Below are 22,566 nucleotides of genomic sequence, written 5' to 3'. Positions count from 1 at the left end.
CGCACGCGACTCATACCAAGGACATCATCATGAACTACGATCGAACCCCGATATCCTGGGTGTCCGTGTGCCCACTCGACGATATCGTGCCGAACACCGGCGTCTGCGCACTCATCAAGGGCGAGCAGGTCGCCGTGTTTCATCTCGCCGACGGCAACCCCAGCGTGTTCGCCATCGACAACTTCGATCCGGGCTCGAAGGCGTCGGTACTGTCGCGTGGATTGATCGGCAATCTGGGCGATCGTATTGTGGTGGCATCGCCGATCTACAAGCATCACTACGATCTGCGCACCGGCGAATGCCTCGAGATACCGGGGAATTCGGTCAACGCCTTTGCCGCGCGCGTGGAGGACGGTCAGGTATGGGTCGCGGTATGAGCACGGTAAGCGCATCTGCCGTATTGGGCATGATTTCGGCATGATTTCCGGCGACGTAAAAACCGTGTGTCCGTACTGCGGCGTTGGTTGCGGCATGGTCTTGCACGTCGAGAAAGGACAGGTGGTCAAGGTGTCCGGCGACAAGGAGCATCCGGCCAACTTCGGGCGCCTGTGCACCAAAGGGTCGTCGGCGCATGTGGTCCTGCGCAAATCCGGCCGTCTGGAGCATGCCTTCATTCGGCATGAACGCGACCAGGACCCGGTCCCGCTGTCCATGGGGCAAGCGCTCACGGACACAGCCCGGCGCCTGCGCGATCTGCTGGACAAACACGGCCCGGACGCGCTCTCGTTCTATGTGTCGGGCCAGATGTCGATCGAGGCGCAATACCTTGTCAACAAGCTCGCGAAAGGGTTTGTGGGCACCAACAATATCGAGTCCAATTCGCGACTCTGCATGGCGAGTGCCGGTAGCGGCTACAAACTTTCGCTGGGCGCCGACGGACCGCCGGGCTCGTACGAGGACATCGATAAAGCTAACCTGTTTTTCGTGATCGGCGCGAACATGGCCGACTGCCATCCGATCCTGTTCCTTCGCATGATGGACCGCGTGAAGGCCGGCGCGAAGCTGATCGTGGTGGACCCGCGCCGCAACGCGACCGCCGATAAAGCCAGCCTCTTCATGCAGATCAAGCCGGGGACCGATCTCGCGTTGCTCAACGGCCTGCTGTATCTGCTCCATCGGAACGGACATACGGACGCTGGTTTCATCGCCGAATCGACTGAAGGCTGGGACACGATGCCCGCCTTTCTCGACGATTATTCACCGGACAAGGTCGCTGACATCAGCGGCATTCCCGAAGCCGATATTCGTCGCGCGGCGCAATGGATGGGCGAGGCGCCCGAGTGGATGAGCTGCTGGACCATGGGTCTCAACCAGAGCACACACGGCACCTGGAATACCAACGCCATCTGCAACCTGCATCTTGCCACCGGCAAGATATGCCGTCCCGGTAGCGGGCCGTTCTCGCTCACCGGGCAGCCCAATGCGATGGGCGGGCGCGAGATGGGTTACATGGGACCTGGGCTTCCCGGCCAGCGTTCGGTGCTGGTGGAAGAGGACCGGGCTTTTATCGAAGACCTGTGGGGCATTCCGAAGGGCACGCTCAAGACTTCGCTCGGGCAAGGCACCGTTGACATGTTCTCCCGGATGACCACGGGCGAGATCAAGGCCTGCTGGATCATCTGCACCAATCCGGTCGCGAGCGTGGCGAACCGGCAGACCGTGATTGCGGGTTTGCAGGCCGCGGAGCTGGTCATTACACAGGATGCTTTCCTCGACACAGAGACCAATCGTTACGCCGATGTCCTTCTGCCCGGCGCGCTTTGGGCCGAGGCCGAAGGCGTGATGATCAACTCCGAGCGCAACATGACGCTCATGCGGAAAGCCATCGAGCCGCCGGGCGCTGCGTTGCCCGACTGGCAGATCATCGCGCGCGTGGCCTGTGAAATGGGTTTCACCGATGCGTTCAGCTATGCATCGGCGGATGAGGTTTTCGCCGAGATCACCCGGGCGTCGAATCTCAAGACGGGCTACGACTTGCGCGGTGCGAGCCATGAGCGCCTGCGAGAAACGCCGTTGCAATGGCCTTGCGCACCGGACGTTGCGGCTGATCGCAATCCGGTTCGTTATATCAACGACGGTGTGAGCCAGACGCTCACGCAAATGCCCGACGGCAGCCGCCCGCGCCTCGCATTTCCCACGCCCGGCGGCAAGGCTGTTTTCTTCGGTCGCCCGCATGTGGCGCCGGCCGAAATGCCGGACATGGAACGGCCCATCGTGCTGAACACGGGGCGCTTGCAGCACCAGTGGCACACCATGACCAAGACCGGCAAGGTGCCGATGCTGAACAAGCTGAATCCTGCTCCGTTCGTGGAGATTCATCCCGAAGATGCGACGGCGCTTGGCATTGAGACTAAGGACGCGGTCGAGATTCGCTCGCGCCGCGGCCGTGCCGTGCTGCCCGCGGTCGTGACGGACCGGGTTCGCGCCGGCAACTGCTTTGCCCCGATGCATTGGAACGATGTCTTCGGCGAAGAGCTTTGCATCAACAGCGTCACGAATGACGCAATCGATCCGATTTCGCAGCAGCCCGAATTCAAGTTCTGCGCCGTTGCGCTCAGTCGCGTGGCGCCAAAAATAGGCGCAGAGAATCCTGAAACGCGTGATGACGCCGCTGATCCGGAACGATCCGAACCCATTACCGCTGTTCACGCCCGTCCGACACAGGAACTGGACATGTCCCGTCTTGATGCCCTTGCCACGCTGCTCGGTATTGCGGAAACGCCGGCGCCCGAACTCAGCGAGACGGAACGTACCTACGTCGCAGGTTTTATAAGTGGCCTGCGCTCGACCGAGGGCCGCGCAGCTGGTGGTGTGCCGACGTTGCCGCTCAGTGCGCCCGTGGTCCCGACGACAAGGCTCTGGCTTGATGGCGTCCTCGCTGGTCTCTTCAGCCGTGCGGAAACGGCTGTGCCGACGCCAGCCGTAGCGACTACCGCGGAGTCCTCCGTACGGATCGCGCGGGCGCGGCCGAAAGTCGTTTTGTTATGGGCATCGCAGACGGGGAACATCGAATCGTTGACCGAGCGTTACGCGACCCAGTTGATGGAGTCCGGCTTTGAAATACGGACCTCGTGCATGGCCGACTATGCGGTATCGGGTCTGGAGAAAGCGCAATACGTGCTGCTGATGACAAGCACATTCGGCGACGGCGATGCTCCCGACAATGGCCAGAGTTTCTGGACGGGAATCAGCGCCGATAATGCACCGCGTCTGGATGGCGTGCGCTATGCCGTGCTGGCTTTTGGCGATCGCAACTATGATGCGTTCTGCGGTCATGGCCGCAAACTCGATGCGCGTTTGCTCGAGCGCGGAGCGATACGTTTGCTGGAGCGTGTCGATTGCGATGCCGAGTTCCAGCCCGCTGCAGACGCGTGGCTCGAGCGGATCGTCGCGCGGATCAAGGAAGAAGATGCGGCGCTGCATGCGGTCCCGGCAGACGGAATGATTCCGGCCATCTCACCCTCGAAGACTCATCCGGCGGCGTCGCGGCTGGTGAAAAATCTGCGGCTCAACAAGCATGGTGCGACGAAGGACACGCGTTATTTCTCGCTGGCAACGGCGGACTCGGGTCTTGAATACGAGGTTGGCGATGCGCTCGGCGTATGGCCGAGCAACTGTCCCGAACTGGTCGATGAACTCATCGGCCTGAGCGGCCTATCCGCCGACACGGCTGTGAACGTGACCGGCGCCGGCGAGATGCGTCTAGCCGATGCGCTCGGCAAGCACTATGAAATTGCGCGGCCGAATCACGATACGCTGGCATTCATCGCGGCCCGGACGCGCAACAGCGCGTTGAGCAAACTGCTCAGCGAGGATCGCAAAGCGGACCTGAAGAAGTGGCTGTGGGGTCAGCAACTGGCCGACGTGCTGCATGAATTCCCGGTTGCGCTGTCAGCCACGGAACTCGTCGGCATGCTAAAGCGCATGCAGCCGCGGTTGTACTCGATCGCATCGAGCCCGAGAGCGCATCCCGACGAGATACATCTGACCGTTTCGGCGGTCCGGTATAACAATGGACGGCGTCAGCGCAAGGGCGTGTCCTCGACCTTTCTCGCGGATCGTGCGGACGATGTCAGCGTGCCGGTGTTCGTCCAGAAGTCCGCGCATTTCCGTCTTCCCCATCATGGCGATGCACCGATGATCATGGTTGGCCCCGGCACCGGCGTCGCCCCGTTTCGCGGTTTCCTGCATGAACGTCTTGCGCGAGGCGACACCGGCCGCAACTGGTTGTTCTTTGGCGAACAGCATGCCGCCACGGACTATTACTATGGCGATGAACTTGACGAGATGCGTCGCAAGGGTTTGCTAAGCCGTCTCGATCTTGCCTTCTCACGCGACCAGACCGACAAGATCTATGTGCAGGATCGCATGCGTGAGCATGGCGCTGAGCTATGGTCGTGGCTGGAAGCGGGTGCGCATTTCTATGTTTGCGGCGACGCGAGCCGCATGGCGAGAGATGTCGACGCCGCGCTCAAGTCTGTCGTTGCCCGACAGGGTGGCATGAGCGACGAAGAAGCCCAGGAATACGTCAGTGCGCTGGTCAGGGACAAGCGTTATGTGCGGGACGTTTATTAAGTCCCGCACGGTCCGCCGCGCGTGAGGACAGAGGCAACCCGGCTAGCCGCGCAACTGTTGCGCCGCGATGTCCTCGAGCGATCTCCCGCGCGTCTGCACGCCCATCAGCACGACCGCCGCCGCACCGATCAACAGCACGAACGTGGTCGCCCCGAACACACCGGGAAAGCCCAGCAGCGGATACACATACCCGACGAGGATAGGGGCGGCGATTGCGCCGAGCCTGCCTACTGATGAAGCCAGGCCCACGCCGGTCGTGCGGACATCGGTAGGAAAAACTTCGGGCGTGTAGGCATAAACGCCCGCATACGTACCGTTCATGAAGAACGACAGCAGCACGCCGGACGCCATGATGCCGCCGTCGCTGCGGGTGAGCGCAAGGCCAAGCGCGGAGATTCCTCCCAGCACCATGTACGACGCAATGGTCGCCTGCCGGCCGATCTTTTCGTTGAGCCATGCGCCCGAGAAATAGCCCGGTATCTGCGCGATATAGATCACGAGCGAATACGAAAAGCTGCGCGTGATCGTCATGCCGTTCTGCACGAGCAGACTGGGAATCCAGGTGAAGAACGCGTAATAACTGAACGTGATCGACAGCCACATGAGCCACGTCATGGTGGTGATGCGCGCAAGCTTGCGCGACCACAACGCCTTCACGTTCGCGAACGCCGAAGCACGCTCAGCAGCAACGGGAACCTCTGCTGCGGCGGCGGCATCGGTTTCCGGCAGGGGTTCCAGTTTCACGCCAGCCGCCATCAACTCGGCCTCCGCCTTTGCGACGATTGCCTCGGCTTCGGCGTGCCGCCCGCGCGCCACGAGCCAGCGCGGCGATTCGGGCAACGCACGCCGCCACCACAGCAACATTACGATCGGCAGCGCGGTGATCACCATGACCACACGCCACGCATTCGGTGCAAGCGGGATCACGAAATAACCGAGCAGCGCAGCCGCGACGAAGCCGAATGAGAAGAAGCCGGCGAGACTGCCCGTGAATGCACCGCGATACCGCCGCGCGACGAACTCAGACAAGAACGGCGCAACGATCGCGCTCTCCGCGCCCGTACCGAGTCCGGCGACAATCCGTGTCGCCAGAAAAAACGGCCAGTCGTGGGCCGTTGCGCTGGCGAGCGACGCGACGCAGTAGATCACCAGCGCGAGCATCATCACGCGCCGCCGCCCGATCAGGTCGCCGAGAATTCCGGCGAGCATCGCACCGAGGAAATAGCCGATGAACGTGCCGCTGCCAAGCACGCCCGTCTGCACGCTGCTGAGCGACCACTGCGTGCGCAGCACCGGCAGCAGGAACGCGAGCACGGCGGCGTCCATGGCGTCGAAGGTGTAGCCGAGACCGCCCATCAGCAGCAAGCGTCGATGAAATGACGAGAACGGCATGCGTTCTATACGGGCGGAAATCGTCGACATGGGTAACGCACCTCGCTGGCAGAAAGGGACGGTGAATGTTGAACGGCCGAGGCTCTGGGTTTAAGCGTGCTCGAGTTCGTCGAAGTGGATGTGGCCACCTTTCATCACGAACGGAATGTGCTCGCCCTGACCGAGCAGGCAGTCGATGGAGCGCAGCGGATTGCCGTCCACTACGAGCACATCGGCGAAGGCGCCCGGCATGATGCGGCCGAGTTTGTCGGTCATGCCGAGCACTTCGGCGCCGATCAGCGTCGCGCTTGCTATTGCTTCCGCGGGTGACAACACCTCGGCCCGCAGCCGGAATTCATCGCTCTGCAGACGCTGCGATTCGCCGAGCAGATCGGTGCCGAAGCCCATGCGCACGCCCGCGCGTTTCATGATCTCCAGGGACCGGAGGCCGGCTTCATGCACGTCGGCCACCTTCGCCAGGCTTGCTTCGGGCAGGCCGTATTTCCCGCCTTCGCTGGCGAGCGCCTCATAAGTGATGAGCGTGGGGACCACGAAGGCATTGTGTTCCGCGATCAGGCGCGCAGTGGCGTCGTCGATGAGATTGCCATGCTCGATCGTGCGCACGCCGCAGCGCACCGCGCGTGCGATGGCATCGGGCGTATAAGCGTGGGCCAGCACGTAGGTCTGACGGCCGCGGGCCTCGGCGACGATCGCGCGGATCTCGTCCTCGGAATATCCCCACGCGCCGACGGGATCGGTCGGCGAGGCAACCCCTCCTGACGCCATGATCTTGATCTGGTCGGCGCCCATCTGTAGTTCCTCACGAACGGCGCGGCGCACTTCGTCCACACCGTCCGCTACCCGCGTCAGCGCACCGACGCGTACGCAGCAGCCGCAAGGTGCGTCGGGTGGCATGAAGTCGCCGCGGGTGCGCATGTCGCCGTGACCGCCCGTCTGGCTCAGCGCGCGGCCTGAGACGAACATGCGTGGGCCTTCTGCCAGCCCGGCCTCCACCGCTTGCTTGAACGGATAACCCGCGCCGCCGGCATCGCGGATGCTGGTGAACCCTCGCCGCAGCATGGCGCGCATCAAGGGTACGGCGCGCAGCGTGACCAGTACGTTGGGCAAGGTCGCCACGCGCGGCAGGTTGAACTCGACCGCGATCACATGTACGTGGAGATCGATCAGGCCGGGCATCAGCGTCTTGCCTTTCAAATCGATCACACGAGCGCTGGCGGTCTTGATCGGCCGATCTGAGACTTCCTTGATTCGCCCATCCTCGACCAGCACCTCGTGACCGGGCAGTAGTTCGGGCTGCAACGGGTCCAGCAGCGCGCCGTTGCGAAACAACACCGACGTCATCGCGACTCTCCTGAGAAGGTTGAATCTGGCCGCGTGGACTGCAGGGATGGACGCGCCAGCTTGCTTGACTGCACGAGCAGCAAACTATACGCCGCGCTCAGGCGAGCACGCTAGTGCGTCATTAATGAGGGATGGCTTGCCGCCATGATCCGGGGGCGAGCGGCGAGCGGCTAACGCAGCGCTTATGCGGTCAGCTTGTTATCGGCGGGTATTGAAACGGCCGAGAATCGCGTGCGGATGCGCTTGCGCATGGGTTCTTCGTAGAACCTGAAGATCAGCAGGCTTGCGACGACGGCGAACAGCATCGCGATCCAGCCATTCGATTGTCTGAATCCCGCGATATACGCGAGATAGGCAATGGGCACGTGAATGAGGTAAAGCGAATAACTTGCTTCGCCCAGCCTCACAAGTGACCGCTGATTCAGGAAGTTGATCACAGGGCGGTCGAGCAGCGCCAGCCCCAGAATCAATGCAGCGAACCACGGCGAGTCGAGATAGAACGCGGGAGAAACCGGACGCCAGAGCGCGAGAACCGTCAAGGCGATCAACGAACTGCCGACGAGCTTGATACCCAGAGCGTGTCGGTTCACGCCTTGTTCGCGCAATCGATGAAACAGGATCGCGGCATAGACACCAACGACGAATTCGAACAGGCGCGTGAGTGGAAGGCCGACGACGAGAAATCCGCTGCGCGATAGCGGCAGGAAAGTTTGCAGGAACACAATCCATAGTCCCTGCATCAGGAAGAAGCCGATGCAAGCGAAGCTCAGCCATGCCAATTGCATGGACATCATCTTGCGCAGCATGAGCGGGAACATCGTGTAGAAAAAAGCTTCGCACGAAACGCTGTCTGACGGGCCGTTCCACGGCTGGTTCACGGCGGCAAACGGGAACCATGCATTCAGCAACAGCAATTGGCAGACCAGACTGGCGGCGAGCGATAAATACGCCGGATTCTTAAGCGCGTACCACTGCATTAACAACGACCGGTCATCGGAGTTCAACAAGTACAGTGTGGTTGGCACACACAGCGCGAGGCCGAGCAATACGACTGGATAGATGCGTGCAAACCGCGCCTGGTAAAACGATCTTGCGCCCTTGGCGGCCAGTTGATCGCGGTAAGTGAAGGTGAGGATAAAGCCGGACAACACGAAGAACAACGAAACCGCGGGACGGCCGCCATCGACGAAATCAAAGATCTGAGAGGGCAGCTTGAGTAAGCCAAGTTCTGAGTAATGCGAAACAACGACGGTGATCGCCGCGAGGAAGCGGATGCTGGTCAACGCAGGTAGCGACCCGCCAGATTGATTTATTGGCGCATGCACTGTTTCCTCCCGTTTCACCGTTTTCGCAGGGTATCACCGCGTGCGCGGAATCAATTACCTGGAGCGCTTGCACGGCGCAATTGGCGGACTGCGACTTTAGTTTGGCGGCTTTCAACGCGATCGCGGCGCCTGGTCAACAAGCATTGAAATGATCCTACAATCGTTCTTCAGACGATTCAGGCCGCGCTACTAGCCGCGCTGGCGTATCGCTATCATTACGGCGACAGGCAACGTCTTGGCGACGCCGCCGTTTGATCGATCAACCCAGGACCGAGCCACGCGTTCGCTGGCGCTAAAAAAGGAGACCCTTCATGGGTAGCATGGACGTTGTACAGACAGAGCGCGCGAGCGAAATCGCAAAGCGCGTTGAGGAATTCGTGCGCACGGTCGTGGTCCCTTACGAGCGCGATCCGCGTTGCGGCAGTCATGGCCCGAGTGAAGAACTGGTGCGCGAACTGCGAAGCAAGGCGCGGGCTGCGGGCGTGCTTACGCCGCATATTCTTCCCGGAGGCGACCATCTCACGCAGCTTGAAACCGCAACCGTCCTGAAACGATCGGGCTTATCGCCGCTTGGCCCGGTTGCCGTGAATACCGCCGCACCGGACGAAGGCAACATGCTTCTGATCGGCAAGATAGGCACCGCGGCGCAGAAGAAACGTTTCCTCGCGCCGCTCATAGCGGGCGATGCACGCTCTGCGTTCTTCATGACCGAACCCGCCGCCGATGGCGGCGCGGGCTCCGATCCTTCCATGCTTCAGACCACGGCCAGACGCGATGGCGATCATTGGGTTATCGATGGCACGAAGGCCTTTATCACGGGTGCTGAAGGGGCGTCGGTCGGCATTGTGATGGCACGCAGCAACACGGGCGAGGACGGGGACGAGAAGGTCAGCGCCACCATGTTCCTCGTCGACTTGCCGCATCCCTCCATCCGCCTTGAACGAATTCTCGACACCATAGACAGTTCCATGCCCGGTGGTCACGCGGTGGTGCGCATCGAAGGCTTGCGTGTGCTGGACGACCAAGTGTTGGGAGCCGCGCACGAAGGCTTCAAATACGCGCAGATCAGGCTGTCGCCCGCGCGACTGTCGCATTGCATGCGCTGGCATGGTGCGACCACGCGCGCGCATGAGATCGCCACGCAATACGCCTGCACGCGCCGCGCATTCGGCAAGTTGCTGATCGATCATGAAGGGGTGGGGTTCATGCTCGCGGAGAACGCGATTGATTTGCAGCAGGCGGAATTGATGATCGACTGGTGCGCAGCCGTACTCGATGGCGGTTCGCTTGGCACCTCTGAAAGCTCGATGGCGAAGGTCGCGGTGGCCGACGCGCTGTTTCGGGTAGCCGACCGCTGCGTGCAGGTCATGGGCGGCACGGGCGTATCGCGCGATACGGTCGTTGAGCAAGTGTTCCGCGAGATTCGTGCGTTCCGTATCTACGATGGCCCGACTGAAGTACACAAGTGGTCGATCGCGAAGAAGATCAAACGCGACACGCTTTCAGGGCTTCACGGTGCGTAGTGGTCGTTCAAGCCCCGGCTTGCTGCGAGAGCCGGAGCTTGAACCTTGCAAAACCGCTCGTCGTGTTTCAGCCGTTCTGCGTGCTGCTCTTGTAGCTTCCGCCGCCGGCGAATCCCTTGAGGATCAGCATCAAATGGAAGTAGAGACGTTTGCTGAGCCCGTAGTTGTACGCATACAGATGGGCGAGTGCGATGCTGAGACCCTGCATGGGTTGATGATTGCGGGCGTACACCGACACAACAATCGGCACGATCCGCTTGAGCGCCAGTTCGCGCGCTGACTCAAGGCTGCTGTCGAGCTTGAGCGACTTGAGAAAGTCGTAGGCCAGTACCGCCGCGGCCGTGGTCGAGCGCGCGCTAGTCAGGGTGATCGATACGTCCGTCTTCCGGCAAAACGACACGTATTCCTTGAGGTAATAAACCTTCCTGGCGGCAAGACAGATTTGCGCGCCAAACACGAAGTCGCAACCGATGCCGTATTGTTTTTTATAGCCGATTTTCTTGACCAGATCCGCGTTGGCGAGCCAGCCGTTGTTCGGCATCATCTGGATCAGGCCAGTGCGTCCCGGATTGGGTTGCAGGCCGGCTGCGGCTTCCGTGCGGTAGTAAGCTGAATTGAGCTGGCAGCTGCCTTCAATGTCGACGCGTCCGGCGTTATCCATTTGATACTGGTCGCCGAATGCAATGTCGAGGTCCGGGTGCAGATTCCACGCGGACAGCAGGCGTTCGATGCAATCGGTCTTGAGCGCATCGTCGTCGTGAATCAGGAGAATTTTATCGCCGGTGGCACGCTTGAAGAGGCTGGCGACATTGTCTGCCTGCCCGAGCGGCGGTTCATTCTTGACGTAGGAAATCCGCGTTTCGTGGAGATACGTTGTATCGATCAGGTTGCGCGTGCGGGTATCGCTGGAATCGTCGCCAATGACTATTTCAATGTTCGTGTGCGTTTGGGCCAGGCACGATGCAAGCGATTCCATGAGCAGCTCGGGTCTGTTGCACGTTGGCAGGCAAATGGAGATCTTCGTCTGTCGCATCATGTTCTCACCGTGGGCTGAAGGGTTGGATCGATCGGGCGCATTTGGGCTAAACAACGAAAACGCGGCCTGGGATATAGACAGAAAGACTGGGTAAGGAGCGCGTCGTTGTTGGTTTTATACGGTTGCGCATTTATTTCGTCAACGCGATTAAATGACGATGAAAGGAAACCGATTTATTTTTATTTTTTACCCGGCAAACACTTAAGAAGACGCGGTAATTTCATCAGACGATTAGGGTTTTCACGGATTTTAATCACGTGGACAAGCGCTCAAATGCACTGTCATCGGCATTCGAGGCGCTTAAGGAATCAGCAGAAATAGCGGTTTATTCGCCTTCGAGGTTGTACCCGCTAAACCCCATGAACGCGGACAAGCGCCCGGCCATCTCGCCGACCATCCGGCAGACTTCGTCGAACTCGGGATTGACCTTTTTATCGATCCGCTCGAGATACGGCACGTTGACCGCCGCAATTGCATCGCCGCTGCTTCCGATCACGGGGAACGCCACATTGGTCACACCGCGCATCTGCCGACTGGGCACGATCTCATGCCCGGCCGCGCGAATCTCATCGAGCAGCGCAAGCAAAACCGCCGGCTCGACATCGTTCTCGCCTTCCACGCGCGTATGGGCCGCGAGCATCCTCTCCCGTTCGGCGATGTCGCGAAAAGCCAGCAATACGTGGCCCGACGAGGTATCGGTCAGTCCCATCACGGCGCCGACTTTCAACCCGAACGACCATCGTTCGGGACTATCGACCTGGGCGATGACAGCGACCCGGCCGCTGTTATAAATCGACAGATGGCACGACTGCCGCGTCATGTTCGCGAGATCGCGCAGGAGCGGCAGCGCCATGGCGGTCAGCGATCGAATAGGCTGCTGCCTGTGCGCCATTTCGAACAGCTTGAGCGTCAGCGTATAGCGGTCGTTATGATCGCCTTGCACATATCCGCGACGCTCGAGCGTCACGACCATGCGGAAGATTTCGCTCACGGTGCGGCCGAGTTTCACCGACAGTTCGTTGAGCGTGTAACCCTCGGCGGTGTCGACGAGGACGTCGAGAATATCGAGTCCTTTCTCGAGCGCGGGCGCGGTGTAGCGCGGGCTGTCGGCGTTCTCGTCGGACGCATTCCGGGAAGGCTTCAGAACTGTATTCATGGCGATGTAATGATCGAAAAGGAACGCGTCGCGATCAAGGTAAGCCGGGCGGTCAAAGCGCGCGATCCCGGTTGGCGATACGCGCCGGCAAGCCGAACAGAATCAACAGCGCGGCGAGGATCAATACCGCCGCAATGGCGTAGAGACCGCCTGACGGCACGCCGGTGATATCGACTACTTTGCCGACCAGATACGGACTGATGATGCCGCCGAGATTCCCAATGGAGTTGATCAACGCGATGCCACCGGCCGCGGCCGTGCCGCTCAGGAATGCAGGCGGCAAGGTCCAGAACACGGGCAGGCAGCCGATCGCGCCGACCGCGGCGATCACGAGCGAGATCATGGCAAGCGTAGTGTCGTGAGCGAAATACGCGCTCAGCATATAGCCGATGCCACCCACGCCAACCGCCAGCCCGAGGTGCCAGCGACGCTCTCCGTGCCGGTCCGAACTCTTGCCCAGCGCCACCATGCCGATGCCCGCCGCCGCATACGGAATCGCGGTCAGGAGACCGATTGTCATCGGACTGGTGATGCCGGTGTTCTTGATCAGTTGCGGCATCCAGAACGTCAGGCCATAGAGCCCCATCAGCATGAAGAGATAGATCAGCGAGAGCAGCAGCGTGCCGGGCTGACGCATGGCGTCGATGAATTTGTGCGACGTGCCGTGGTCCTCGCGGTCCAGATTGGTTTGCAGCACGGCCTTCTCTTCGGCACTGAGCCACTTGGCGCTGGCGATGCGGTCATCGAGAATAGCCAGCACCAGCAAGCCAAGCAGGGCGGTCGGTAAACCTTCGAGCAGGAACAGCCATTGCCAGCCCGCCAATCCCCCGAGACCGGCGAAGCGCGTCATGATGAAGCCCGACAAAGGTCCGCCGATCACGCCTGAAATCGAGATCGACGTCATAAAAAGCGCATTGATACGCGCTCGCCGCTTGGCGGGAAACCAATACGTGAAATACAGGATGATGCCCGGCAGAAAACCCGCTTCTGTCGCGCCAATAACGAAGCGCAACACATAGAACCACGTTTCCGATGTGACGAACATCATCGCGGCCGAGGCGATACCCCACGAGATCATGATGCGCGCGATCCAGACGCGCGCGCCGACGCGGCTCAGGATCAGGTTGCTGGGAATCTCGAAGATGAAATAACCCACGAAGAAGATGCTGGCGCCGAAGCCGTACGCCGCGTTGGAGAGCCCGAGATCGCCCTGCATTTGCAGCTTGGCGAAGCTGATGTTGACGCGATCGAAGTAGGCGAAGATGAAGCAGACGATCAGCAACGGCACGATCCGCCACACGGCCTTGCGATACGCATTTTCCTCGAACGCAGCGGCGGCTTCCGGGCTCGCCGCTAGCGGAATCGATCCTGACATGGAGGGTCTCCTCTTGTCTGTCGTTGTTATGTTTTTTGACGTTAGTACGGTATGCGAATCAATTGATCTTAATTCGACCAGCCGCCGTCGATCATGTGAATCGCGCCGGTGGTGAACGCGGACTCATCGGAGGCGAGATACGTCACCAGCGCGGCGACTTCTTCCGCGCGCCCGACCCGGCCGATAGGCTGACGCGCGACGAACGCGGCGCGGACCTGTTCTTCGTCCAGATGCGACGCAGCGGCCTGGCTTGCGATCCGGCCACGCAGCGACGGCGATTCAATCGTGCCTGGACAAATCGCGTTGCAACGAATGGCCTGACCCACGAAGTCGGCGGCTACGGCCTTCGTCAAACCGATCACGGCCGCCTTCGAGGCGCCATAAACAAAACGGTTCGGCACGCCTTTCACGCTGGACGCCGCTGAGGCCATATTGATGATCGATGCCCCTTTGCCTGCGTCGATCATGGCGGGGAGGAACGCGCGAATGGTCCGGTACATGGCCTTGACGTTCAGGTCGAAGCTGAAATCCCAGTCCTTGTCCGTGCATTTCAGGATGTTGCCGTCATGGACGTAGCCGGCGCAGTTGAACAATACGTCGAGCGGGCCGGTCTTCGCAGCGAAGGCGTCGACATCGGCGGAATCGAGCACGTTCAGGCGCGCGGTGCGCAAGGTGGAGCCTTCTCCTGCGTCGCGGGCGAGTTCAGCGAGCGCACTTTCGTCGATATCGGTGGCCCAGACGTGGGCGCCCTCGGCGGCGAGCATGAGCGCGGAAGCCCGTCCGATGCCTTTGCCGGCAGCCGTCACCACGATGTTTTTGCCTTCGACACGCTTGACCATTGATGCTCCTTTTCCGGTTGTTGGTCCCGCCGATGCGGTGTCCCGCATGGGTTTAGTGTCGAATTTTCACATATGAAAAGGATTTTTATAAGTGAAGGTAAACGCTGAGATTGGGTGGAAAGCGCCTCGAAAGGCGTCTTTGCCCGTGCCGGAGCGGACGAGGCAAGGTTTTGCAGGCGCGAGCGAAAATCGCCGTGCGAACGAAAACCACCGCCCGTGATACCGTTCCCCTTTTTCCAGCCAGGAGACGGCCATGCCGACCGGACGAGTAAAGTGGTTCAGCGATGCAAAGGGTTTCGGTTTCATCACCCCCGACGACGGCAGCGAAGAGCTGTTCGCCCATTTTTCGGAGATCAAGACTGAAGGTTTCAAGTCCTTGCTGGAGAACCAGAAGGTGAGCTTCGATATAGGCCAGGGCCCCAAGGGCAAGCAAGCGTCGAACATCCAGCCTGCTTGAATCGCGGGTTGGCATCGGTTGGAAGCGGACAGCAGTGCGCTTGGGCTAGCGGATCGTCGTGCAAGGTTTTGAACCAGCCCCGCACGACGCACGCGGCGCATCGTTATCCCACGTGTTGTTCCGGATGCCGCAGCCGCGAATTATTGCGCCCATAAAAGAAGTAGATCACGAGCCCGATCACCAGCCAGACCACCAGCCGCATCCAGGTCACGAGTGGCAGGCCGGTCATCAGGAGCACGCAAAACAGGATGCCGAGAATGGGTATGACGGGCACCCCCGGCACACGAAACGGCCGGTTCGCACCCGAGTCGCTGCGCCGTAAATAGATCACCGCACCGCACACCAGGACAAAGGCGAACAGCGTCCCGATGCTCACCATCTCGCCCAGCACGCTGATCGGCGTGAATGCTGCGACGATCGCAACAACAGCGCCAATCATGGTCTGGCTGAGGTGAGGCGTCTTCAAACGCGGATGAACCCGCGCGAACAATCCCGGCAGCAACCCATCTTGCGACATCGTGAAGAAAATGCGGCTCTGTCCGTACAACAGCACGAGGATCACGGTCGTCAGACCGGTCAGCGCACCGACCTTGATGAGGATCGAAAACCAGGTGAGGCCGATTACATCCACGCCCTTTGCAATCGGGTCGGGCACATTCAACTCGCCATAAGGCACGAGTCCTGTCAGCACACCCGCCACCGCGATATACAGGATCGTGCAGATCACCAGCGAACCGAGAATGCCAATAGGCATGTCGCGCTGCGGTTTTTTCGCTTCCTGGGCACACGTCGATACCGCATCGAAACCGATGAATGCAAAGAACACTACCGCGGAGCCACGGAGGATCCCGCTCATGCCGAAGTTGCCGAACTCGCCGGTGTTCGCCGGGATGAACGGATGCCAGTTCGCGGGATGCACGAAGAACACGCCGAGCGCGAGAAACGCCACGACGACAAATAGCTTGATAGCGACCATGACGTTGTTGAGCCGTGCCGACTCCTTGGTCCCCATCACCAGCATGAGCGTCAGGATCGCGATGATGAAGACGGCCGGCAGGTTGACCATGCCCGCCACCGACGTGCCGTCGGCAAGCTTCACCATGGTGCCGGGCGCGGCGGCCAGCGTGGATGGGAGGGATATGCCTACGTTATGCAGCAGGCTGACGATATAACCCGACCATCCGACCGCAACGGTGGCCGCGCCCATCGCGTATTCGAGGATCAGGTCCCAGCCGATGATCCACGCAAACACTTCGCCCAATGTGGCATACGTGTAGGTGTAGCTGCTGCCGCAGACGGGCAGCATGGCTGCGAGTTCGGAATAACACAGGCCGACAAACGCACATGCAATCCCGCCCAGTATGAACGACAGGATGATGGCCGGTCCCGCGAACTGCGCGGCGGCCGTGCCTGTCAGCACGAAGATGCCGGCGCCGATGATGGCGCCAATGCCCATTGCAGTGATGCTGAGCGCGCCCAGTGTCTTGGCCAGGGGGCGCTCGCCGCCGTCAGCACTCTTGACGATATCGGCAACGGATTTCCGCGCCATGTAACTCGTGTCAGCCATGATATGTCGCCTCAGTCGTACGTTGGTAGGCACGAGTTGAACCGGACGCATTGCCCGGTTCAACTTGCGGATCACTACGAAAAACGCTTGATGCAAGACGACTCACTGCCAAGAGTGAATGACGTTGACGGATTGAGTCTATGCCGAATGAAATTGATTGTGAAGCCGTGCAATTACCCGATCTTGCACCGGGCAGGATGCAAGATCGGCGTGGCATGCGGAGTGCTACCGGAGAGGTTTGATCATCGCGCGAGCACGCGATGTCGATGGTTTTACGGCAATATAACGCTCATCAAACGCATGCGCGTCAGTGCTTGCGGCGCTCGCGTACTGCAGCGGCAAGTGTTTGCAGGACCGGTTCGGTTTGTGTCCAGGCGAGGCAGGCATCGGTGATGGAAACACCATGACGCAGTGGTACACCGGGCTTTAGATCTTGCCGGCCTTCTTCCAGATGGCTTTCGATCATCACGCCGATAATGCGCCGGTCACCGCCACTCAGCTGCCGCGCGATGTCCTGTCCCACATCGATTTGACGCAGATGCGACTTGCCCGAATTGGCATGCGAGCAATCGATCATCACCTGCTCGCGAAGTCCGACTTCCTTGAGTGCGGCGCATGCGGCTGCCACGCCTTCGCTATCGTAATTCGGTCCCTTCTTGCCGCCGCGCAGGATGACGTGCGCGTCCGCGTTGCCACGCGTTTCGAAGATCGCGGCCATGCCCATCTTGGTCATGCCCATGAACGCGTGGCTTGCATGCGCCGCGACGATTGCGTCTGCCGCGATCTGCACGCCGCCGTCGGTGCCGTTCTTGAAACCGATCGGGCAGCTTAGTCCTGAAGCCAGTTGCCGATGGCTTTGGCTCTCCGTCGTTCGTGCGCCGATAGCGCCCCACGCAATCAGATCCGCGATGTATTGCGGGCTCAGCAAGTCGAGAAACTCGGTGCCCGTCGGCAAGCCGATGCTGCTGATGTCGAGCAGCAACTGGCGCGCGCGGCGCAGGCCTTCATTGATACGAAACGTGCCGTCGAGAAGCGGGTCGTTGATATAACCCTTCCAGCCCACGGTGGTCCTTGGCTTTTCGAAATACACGCGCATCACGATCAGCAGGTCGTCGCGCAGTTCGTCAGCGGCGGCCTTCAGGAGGTTTGCGTATTCGAGTGCCTGGTCATGGTCGTGAATCGAGCACGGTCCGACGACGGCGACCAGCCGGTCGTCGCGGCCTTGCAGGATGTCGGCTATTTCAACGCGGCTCTTTTCGACCAGCGTCTGCACGCTGAGCGGAACGGGCAGATCGTCTTGCAGCAGCGCGGGGGAAATCAGCGGACGGACCGCACCGATGCGAACGTCGTCGATGCGGGTCGTGTCTTGCGTCGAGTCGGCACGGCCGGCCTCCTGGTCGTGATATGGGTTGTCGAGGCGGCTCATGGGGTGGTTCTCCGGAAACAGGGTGACAGCTTGGGATTATCGCATTTGGGCCGTGGTTTTTGGACGTGGCCGGATCTGGGGGAAGTTCGCTCGCGCGCGGGTTTCGCAGAATCCCAAGCTATTTGTAGTCGCGACCGATAGCCAAGCGGCTTTTCTTTAAATACTAAGCAATCTCCGGTTCAAAATCTCTTCGAGATCTTGAGCCTGTCCGCAGATCACGTGAATATATATTTCGTGATTCGTGATTTCGTAGATGATTCGTTGCTGACTGGTTAAGACTTGTCTATATCGATCTGGATAGTCGAGCAGTTCTGGAGGACGGGAGCCTGACAAGGGAAAATCCTCCAACTGAAAAATTTTATTTTTCAGTTGTGTCTTGATCTCGTTCCAGGTTCCACTCGGCTTATGTTTGATGACGTACTCTCGCAGATCGGCCAGGTCTCTCTTGGCCGAGTCGAGGACGATAAGATTCATTCGTTATCCTCTTCGTCAAGTCGATCTAGTTCGGCAAAGACGTCGGTTGCCGGCGAGACCTTACCTTCGGCAATCTCCTTTTGGCCCAATGCCAGAATGCGGAGGAGGGCGTTCGTTTGGCGTTGCCGCTCAAATGTATAGATGTCCTGCACAACGAGCTTTGCTTCCCCATTTTGGGTAATGATCAAAGGCTCATGTGTTTCAGTAAGTTCAGTCACAATCCGCGCCGCATCACTTTTGAGGTAACTGATAGGTTTGATATTCGAGAGCTTCATGTGCGGCCTCGTCGGTGTCGTTAACGTAAGACTGAATATGGACTAAATTTAGTCTTGTGTCCACAAGCTGTCGATAACCGCCCTTTCGCCTTTTGCGACAGTCGCTAACAGGCGACAAACCTTGACGCACTGCAAAAACCAGCCTATAACCATCCCATTGGATGGAAATGGGATGGTTATGACGATGCAAAAAGTTGAAGTACTCAGGCCGAAGGGCGGTGAGACGGAGAAGATCACGATCAATCTGGGTCCTATCGACCTGGGGCAGATCGACTTGCTGGTGGAAGAAGGGTTTTATTCCAACCGCACGGACCTGATTCGCACGGCGATCCGCAATCAACTGGCGACACACGCGCAGGTCGTGAACGAAACGGTGACGCGGCGCGCGCTGGTGCTGGGTATGCAGCACTTTTCGAAGCGCGATCTGGAAGCAGCGCGTGCGGCGGGCGAGCGGTTCGACATTCAGGTGCTGGGGCTCGCCAGCATTGCAGCGGACGTGTCTCCCGAACTGGCGCTCGAGACGATCGCCTCGATCGTCGTGCTCGGCGCCTTTCATGCATCGCCTGCGGTTAAAGCCGCGCTGGCTAGCCGGATTGCTTAGCGATAGTTACAGAATACAGCTGCAAGGAATAACTGGAAAAGACAATGAAACTCGACGAAGGATTCCTGCATTCCATGCAGGATGCAATGAAGCTGCTGCGCACCCGTGGTCCGCAGGAAGCGGCCGCAGCGCTGCAGCGCGTGCTTGGGCGGCAGGCGAGGCACGTGCCTCCTTCACCGCAGGGTGATGCTCCCGCTGTTCAACAGCCCGGCACATTTACAACGCATACGTTTGCGAACGCCGCCGGTCATCGGACCTACAAGCTGTACGTGCCGAAGCACCATAGCGGCCAGCCGTTGCCGCTCGTGGTGATGTTGCATGGCTGTACGCAGGACGCCGACGACTTCGCCGCAGGCACGCAAATGAACGCGCTGGCGGAGCGGGATGGATGCATCGTGGTATATCCGGTGCAGCTGCAGAGGGCCAACACATCGAAGTGCTGGAACTGGTTCAAGCCAGCCGATCAGCGGCGCGACAGCGGCGAGCCGGCGCTGATCGCAGGCATTACGCGTGAAGTCATGACGAAACACGCCGTCGATCCGGCGCGCGTATTTGTGGCCGGTTTATCGGCGGGCGGGGCGATGGCCGCCATCATGATCCGAGCGTATCCGGATCTTTATGCTGCGGCGTGCGTGCATTCCGGGTTGGCCGCGGGTGCGGCGCACGATCTGCCGTCGGCGCTGGCGGCCATGCGAGGGGGAAAGGCGCCGCACGCCCGTAGCGTCGAAGCACCGAAGCGTCCGTTGATCGTTTTTCACGGCGATGCCGACGCGACCGTGCACCCATCGAACGCGGCTGAGTTGTTGCGCGGTTTCGGCGATCAGGCGATCGTATTCGACGAGGCCTCTCATGTCGAAGCGGGCAAGCGCACCAGCACGGTGGAGCGGATGAAATCGGCGGAGGGTGTCGACGCGGAGTTGTGGCTCGTCCACGGCGCGCCGCATGCCTGGTCGGGCGGTAGTGCGTATGGTTCGTACACCGATGTAACTGGTCCCGACGCGAGCGCGGCAATGATGCATTTTTTCCTCGATCACCCGTTGCAACGTTGACCGGTAAGGCCTTCCAAGGGGACGAAAATCATGAGTGAACACGCAAGCGAACGCGATATGGCGCTGTTGCGCGAGGTTATCGCGTTGTCGGAGAAGTCAAAGCGCGATGGGCGCCATCCGTTCGCTGCGCTTATCGCCGATGAAAACGGTCACGTGGTTGCGCGCGCGGGAAACAATTCGATGCCGCCGCAGGGCGATCCGACCCAGCACGCTGAGCTGCGCGCGGCAGCGCAGGCGGCGAAAGACTTGTCGCCGGAGCAATTGCTGAAGTGCACGCTTTACACGAATGCCGAGCCATGCTGCATGTGCTCGGGCGCGATCTACTGGTGCAACATCGGCCGCGTGGTCTATGCAATGTCCGAGCGGCGCTTGCTGGAGATTACCGGCGATCACCCCGAGAACCCGACGTTCTCGTTACCTTGCCGCGATGTTTTCGCGCGAGGGCAAAGGACAGTGAGTGTGGTCGGACCGCTTATAGAAGATGAAGCCGCGGTCGTGCATGAAGGGTTTTGGACGCGTGAATAACGTGCGCTACGGACCTGACGAAACCGGAGACAAGGGCCATGCAAATGGCCCCTTCACTCAACTCGACACTCAAGCCGGCAGCGAAAAACTCCCGATTGCTTCACGCAGCACATCGACCTGATCCTTCAGCGAATGCGCCGCCGCCGCCGCTTCTTCGACCAGCGCGGCGTTCTGCTGCGTCACCTGATCCATCTCACCTACCGCGCGGTTCACCTGCTCGATACCCGCGCTCTGTTCATTCGAAGCGTGGCTGATTTCATCGAGGATCTTGTTCACGCGGCGCACCGAACTCACGATTTCGCTCATCGTTGCACCGGCGTTTGATACTAGCGACGCGCCTTCCTTCACCGTTTCCGTCGACGTCCCGATCAGTGCCTTGATCTCCTTCGCCGCCGTCGCCGAGCGTTGTGCAAGACTGCGCACTTCCGCGGCCACTACCGCAAACCCGCGTCCTTGCTCACCGGCGCGCGCTGCTTCCACAGCCGCGTTCAGCGCCAGGATGTTGGTCTGAAAAGCGATCCCGTCGATCACGCCGATAATGTCGCCAATCTGCTTCGAGCTTTCCGTAATGCGCGTCATGGTGTGAATAACCTGTTCGACCACGCCGCTGCCGCGTTGGGCCACATCGGCGGCTTCGCCTGCCAGCTTGGCGGCTTGCGTGGCGCTGTCGGCGTTCTGCTTCACGTTCGCCGTCATCTCGTCCATGCTCGATGCGGTCTGCACGAGCGCGGCGGCCTGCTGCTCGGTACGTTGCGACAGGTCGGTATTGCCCGCTGCAATCTCCGACGCCCCCACGTTGATGTTCTCGGTCCCGGTCCGTACGCGCGTGACGGTTTCCACGAGACCGCTCTGCATCTCGCTCAACGCGAACATTAGGCTATGAGAATCGCCGTCGGCAAGCGGGACATGCGTGGTCAGGTCGCCGCGTGCGATACGCTGCGCCGCGCCGACTGCAATCGCCGGATCGCCGCCGAGTTCGCGCTTGATGCTGCGTAACACCAGCAGCATCACCAGGGAGGAGAGCACGCCGAGCACGGCGGTAATCGCGAACCAGCGTAATGCGCTCGCGTAGAACGCGGCGTCGATGTCGTCGGTGTACATGCCGGTCACGATGAACCAGTCCCACGGCGTAAAGTGCTTGGCGAAACTCATCTTCGGCACGGGGGTGTCGCTGCCGGGCTTCGACCACATGTAGTGGACGAAGCCCCCTTCGGGCGAACTGGCGGCGTTGACAATGTTGACGAAGAGTTTGTTGCCTGCGGGGTCGGTGAAATTCGCGAAGTTATGCCCGTTCATGGCCGGCTTGATCGGATGCATGATCATCGTGGAGTTCGAATCATTGACCGAGATGTAGCCGTCCGTGCCGTAACGCATCGACCCGAGCACATCGAGAGCGCGCTTTTTCGCCTCGTCTTCGGAGATCGTCTTGTTCTCGGCGAGACTCTTGAAATGGGCCGTGGTGCTTATACCCTGGGCCACCAGCGCCTTCAACTGATCGCGCCGATCGTTCATTGTCGATGAGCGGCTTTGCCACGCCCCGATGATTCCGATCGCGACCAGTCCGAGCCACAGCACGGCGATCATCGACCCGAGCTTTTGATTCAACGTCATCTTTTTCATGTTTACCGCC

The 22,566-nt window shown here is 60.2% G+C and carries 19 protein-coding genes; 7 read left to right on the top strand and 12 right to left on the bottom strand.

The genetic code is table 11. The features are described 5' to 3' along the window. Positions 1-29: 29 nt before the first annotated feature. Positions 30-377, top strand: a complete 348-nt coding sequence (gene nirD, locus EOS_RS12910; RefSeq protein ID WP_047847031.1) for a nitrite reductase small subunit NirD — start codon at positions 30-32, stop codon at positions 375-377. Between the two features lie 40 nt (positions 378-417). Further along, positions 418-4,575 (top strand): sulfite reductase subunit alpha, encoded by a 4,158-nt coding sequence (locus EOS_RS12905; RefSeq protein ID WP_047847030.1) that lies wholly within the window; start codon positions 418-420, stop codon positions 4,573-4,575. Between the two features lie 42 nt (positions 4,576-4,617). On the opposite strand, the gene EOS_RS12900 is transcribed toward EOS_RS12905, so the two are convergent. The 3 genes from EOS_RS12900 to EOS_RS12890 all read right to left on the bottom strand — a co-directional run bounded on the left by EOS_RS12900 (position 4,618) and on the right by EOS_RS12890 (position 8,633). Further along, entirely contained in the window at positions 4,618-5,997 is a 1,380-nt protein-coding gene (locus EOS_RS12900; RefSeq protein WP_047847029.1) for an MFS transporter, read from the bottom strand. Between the two features lie 60 nt (positions 5,998-6,057). After that, positions 6,058-7,308, bottom strand: coding sequence for a metal-dependent hydrolase family protein (locus EOS_RS12895; protein ID WP_047847028.1), 1,251 nt, complete (start codon positions 7,306-7,308; stop codon positions 6,058-6,060). A gap of 182 nt (positions 7,309-7,490) precedes the next feature. Beyond that, a complete protein-coding gene (locus tag EOS_RS12890) occupies positions 7,491-8,633 on the bottom strand; it encodes an acyltransferase family protein (protein WP_047847027.1) in 1,143 nt (380 codons plus the stop codon). 320 nt (positions 8,634-8,953) lie between these two features. Between EOS_RS12890 and EOS_RS12885 the strand changes: the two genes are divergently transcribed. Continuing rightward, positions 8,954-10,156 (top strand): acyl-CoA dehydrogenase family protein, encoded by a 1,203-nt coding sequence (locus EOS_RS12885; RefSeq protein WP_047847112.1) that lies wholly within the window; start codon positions 8,954-8,956, stop codon positions 10,154-10,156. A 67-nt stretch (positions 10,157-10,223) separates the two neighbouring features. Here the strand turns inward: EOS_RS12885 and EOS_RS12880 are convergent, their stop codons facing one another. The 4 genes from EOS_RS12880 to EOS_RS12865 form a co-directional block, all read right to left on the bottom strand. Beyond that, positions 10,224-11,189 (bottom strand): glycosyltransferase family 2 protein, encoded by a 966-nt coding sequence (locus EOS_RS12880; RefSeq protein ID WP_326972921.1) that lies wholly within the window; start codon positions 11,187-11,189, stop codon positions 10,224-10,226. Between the two features lie 328 nt (positions 11,190-11,517). Continuing rightward, a complete protein-coding gene (locus tag EOS_RS12875; protein ID WP_047847025.1) occupies positions 11,518-12,348 on the bottom strand; it encodes an IclR family transcriptional regulator in 831 nt (276 codons plus the stop codon). 52 nt (positions 12,349-12,400) lie between these two features. Next, entirely contained in the window at positions 12,401-13,723 is a 1,323-nt protein-coding gene (locus tag EOS_RS12870) for an MFS transporter (protein WP_047847024.1), read from the bottom strand. A gap of 68 nt (positions 13,724-13,791) precedes the next feature. Further along, positions 13,792-14,562 carry an SDR family oxidoreductase gene (locus EOS_RS12865; protein WP_047847023.1) on the bottom strand — a complete coding sequence of 257 codons (771 nt, stop codon included), beginning with the start codon at positions 14,560-14,562 and terminating at the stop codon, positions 13,792-13,794. A gap of 253 nt (positions 14,563-14,815) precedes the next feature. Between EOS_RS12865 and EOS_RS12860 the strand changes: the two genes are divergently transcribed. Continuing rightward, positions 14,816-15,019: a cold-shock protein gene (locus EOS_RS12860; protein WP_031363642.1), complete on the top strand. Its 204-nt coding sequence runs from the start codon at positions 14,816-14,818 to the stop codon at positions 15,017-15,019. A 103-nt stretch (positions 15,020-15,122) separates the two neighbouring features. On the opposite strand, the gene EOS_RS12855 is transcribed toward EOS_RS12860, so the two are convergent. From EOS_RS12855 to EOS_RS12840, 4 genes are all read right to left on the bottom strand, one after another. Beyond that, complete coding sequence (locus EOS_RS12855; RefSeq protein WP_047847022.1) at positions 15,123-16,586, bottom strand: amino acid permease; 1,464 nt, start codon at positions 16,584-16,586, stop codon at positions 15,123-15,125. A gap of 307 nt (positions 16,587-16,893) precedes the next feature. Next, entirely contained in the window at positions 16,894-18,012 is a 1,119-nt protein-coding gene (locus tag EOS_RS12850; protein WP_047847021.1) for a 3-deoxy-7-phosphoheptulonate synthase, read from the bottom strand. Between the two features lie 156 nt (positions 18,013-18,168). Then, positions 18,169-18,486, bottom strand: a complete 318-nt coding sequence (locus tag EOS_RS12845) for a type II toxin-antitoxin system RelE/ParE family toxin (protein ID WP_047847020.1) — start codon at positions 18,484-18,486, stop codon at positions 18,169-18,171. Continuing rightward, positions 18,483-18,761: a type II toxin-antitoxin system Phd/YefM family antitoxin gene (locus tag EOS_RS12840; RefSeq protein ID WP_047847019.1), complete on the bottom strand. Its 279-nt coding sequence runs from the start codon at positions 18,759-18,761 to the stop codon at positions 18,483-18,485. The genes EOS_RS12845 and EOS_RS12840 overlap by 4 nt, the downstream gene beginning before the upstream one ends. Positions 18,762-18,945: 184 nt before the next feature. Between EOS_RS12840 and EOS_RS12835 the strand changes: the two genes are divergently transcribed. From EOS_RS12835 to EOS_RS12825, 3 genes are read left to right on the top strand one after another with little or no spacing between them, the layout of a single operon-like run. Beyond that, the gene (locus tag EOS_RS12835) at positions 18,946-19,362 is read left to right on the top strand and encodes a CopG family transcriptional regulator (RefSeq protein WP_047847111.1); all 417 of its coding nucleotides are present in this window, start codon (positions 18,946-18,948) and stop codon (positions 19,360-19,362) included. 44 nt (positions 19,363-19,406) lie between these two features. Then, entirely contained in the window at positions 19,407-20,411 is a 1,005-nt protein-coding gene (locus EOS_RS12830; RefSeq protein ID WP_047847018.1) for an extracellular catalytic domain type 1 short-chain-length polyhydroxyalkanoate depolymerase, read from the top strand. 30 nt (positions 20,412-20,441) lie between these two features. After that, complete coding sequence (locus EOS_RS12825; RefSeq protein WP_047847017.1) at positions 20,442-20,936, top strand: nucleoside deaminase; 495 nt, start codon at positions 20,442-20,444, stop codon at positions 20,934-20,936. 69 nt (positions 20,937-21,005) lie between these two features. On the opposite strand, the gene EOS_RS12820 is transcribed toward EOS_RS12825, so the two are convergent. Then, positions 21,006-22,547, bottom strand: coding sequence for a methyl-accepting chemotaxis protein (locus EOS_RS12820; RefSeq protein WP_047847110.1), 1,542 nt, complete (start codon positions 22,545-22,547; stop codon positions 21,006-21,008). Between the last annotated feature and the right edge of the window lie 19 nt (positions 22,548-22,566).

It is taken from the genome of Caballeronia mineralivorans PML1(12) (assembly GCF_001028175.1).
Taxonomy (GTDB): domain Bacteria; phylum Pseudomonadota; class Gammaproteobacteria; order Burkholderiales; family Burkholderiaceae; genus Caballeronia; species Caballeronia mineralivorans.
This window is presented reverse-complemented; position numbering and strand designations above follow the sequence as displayed.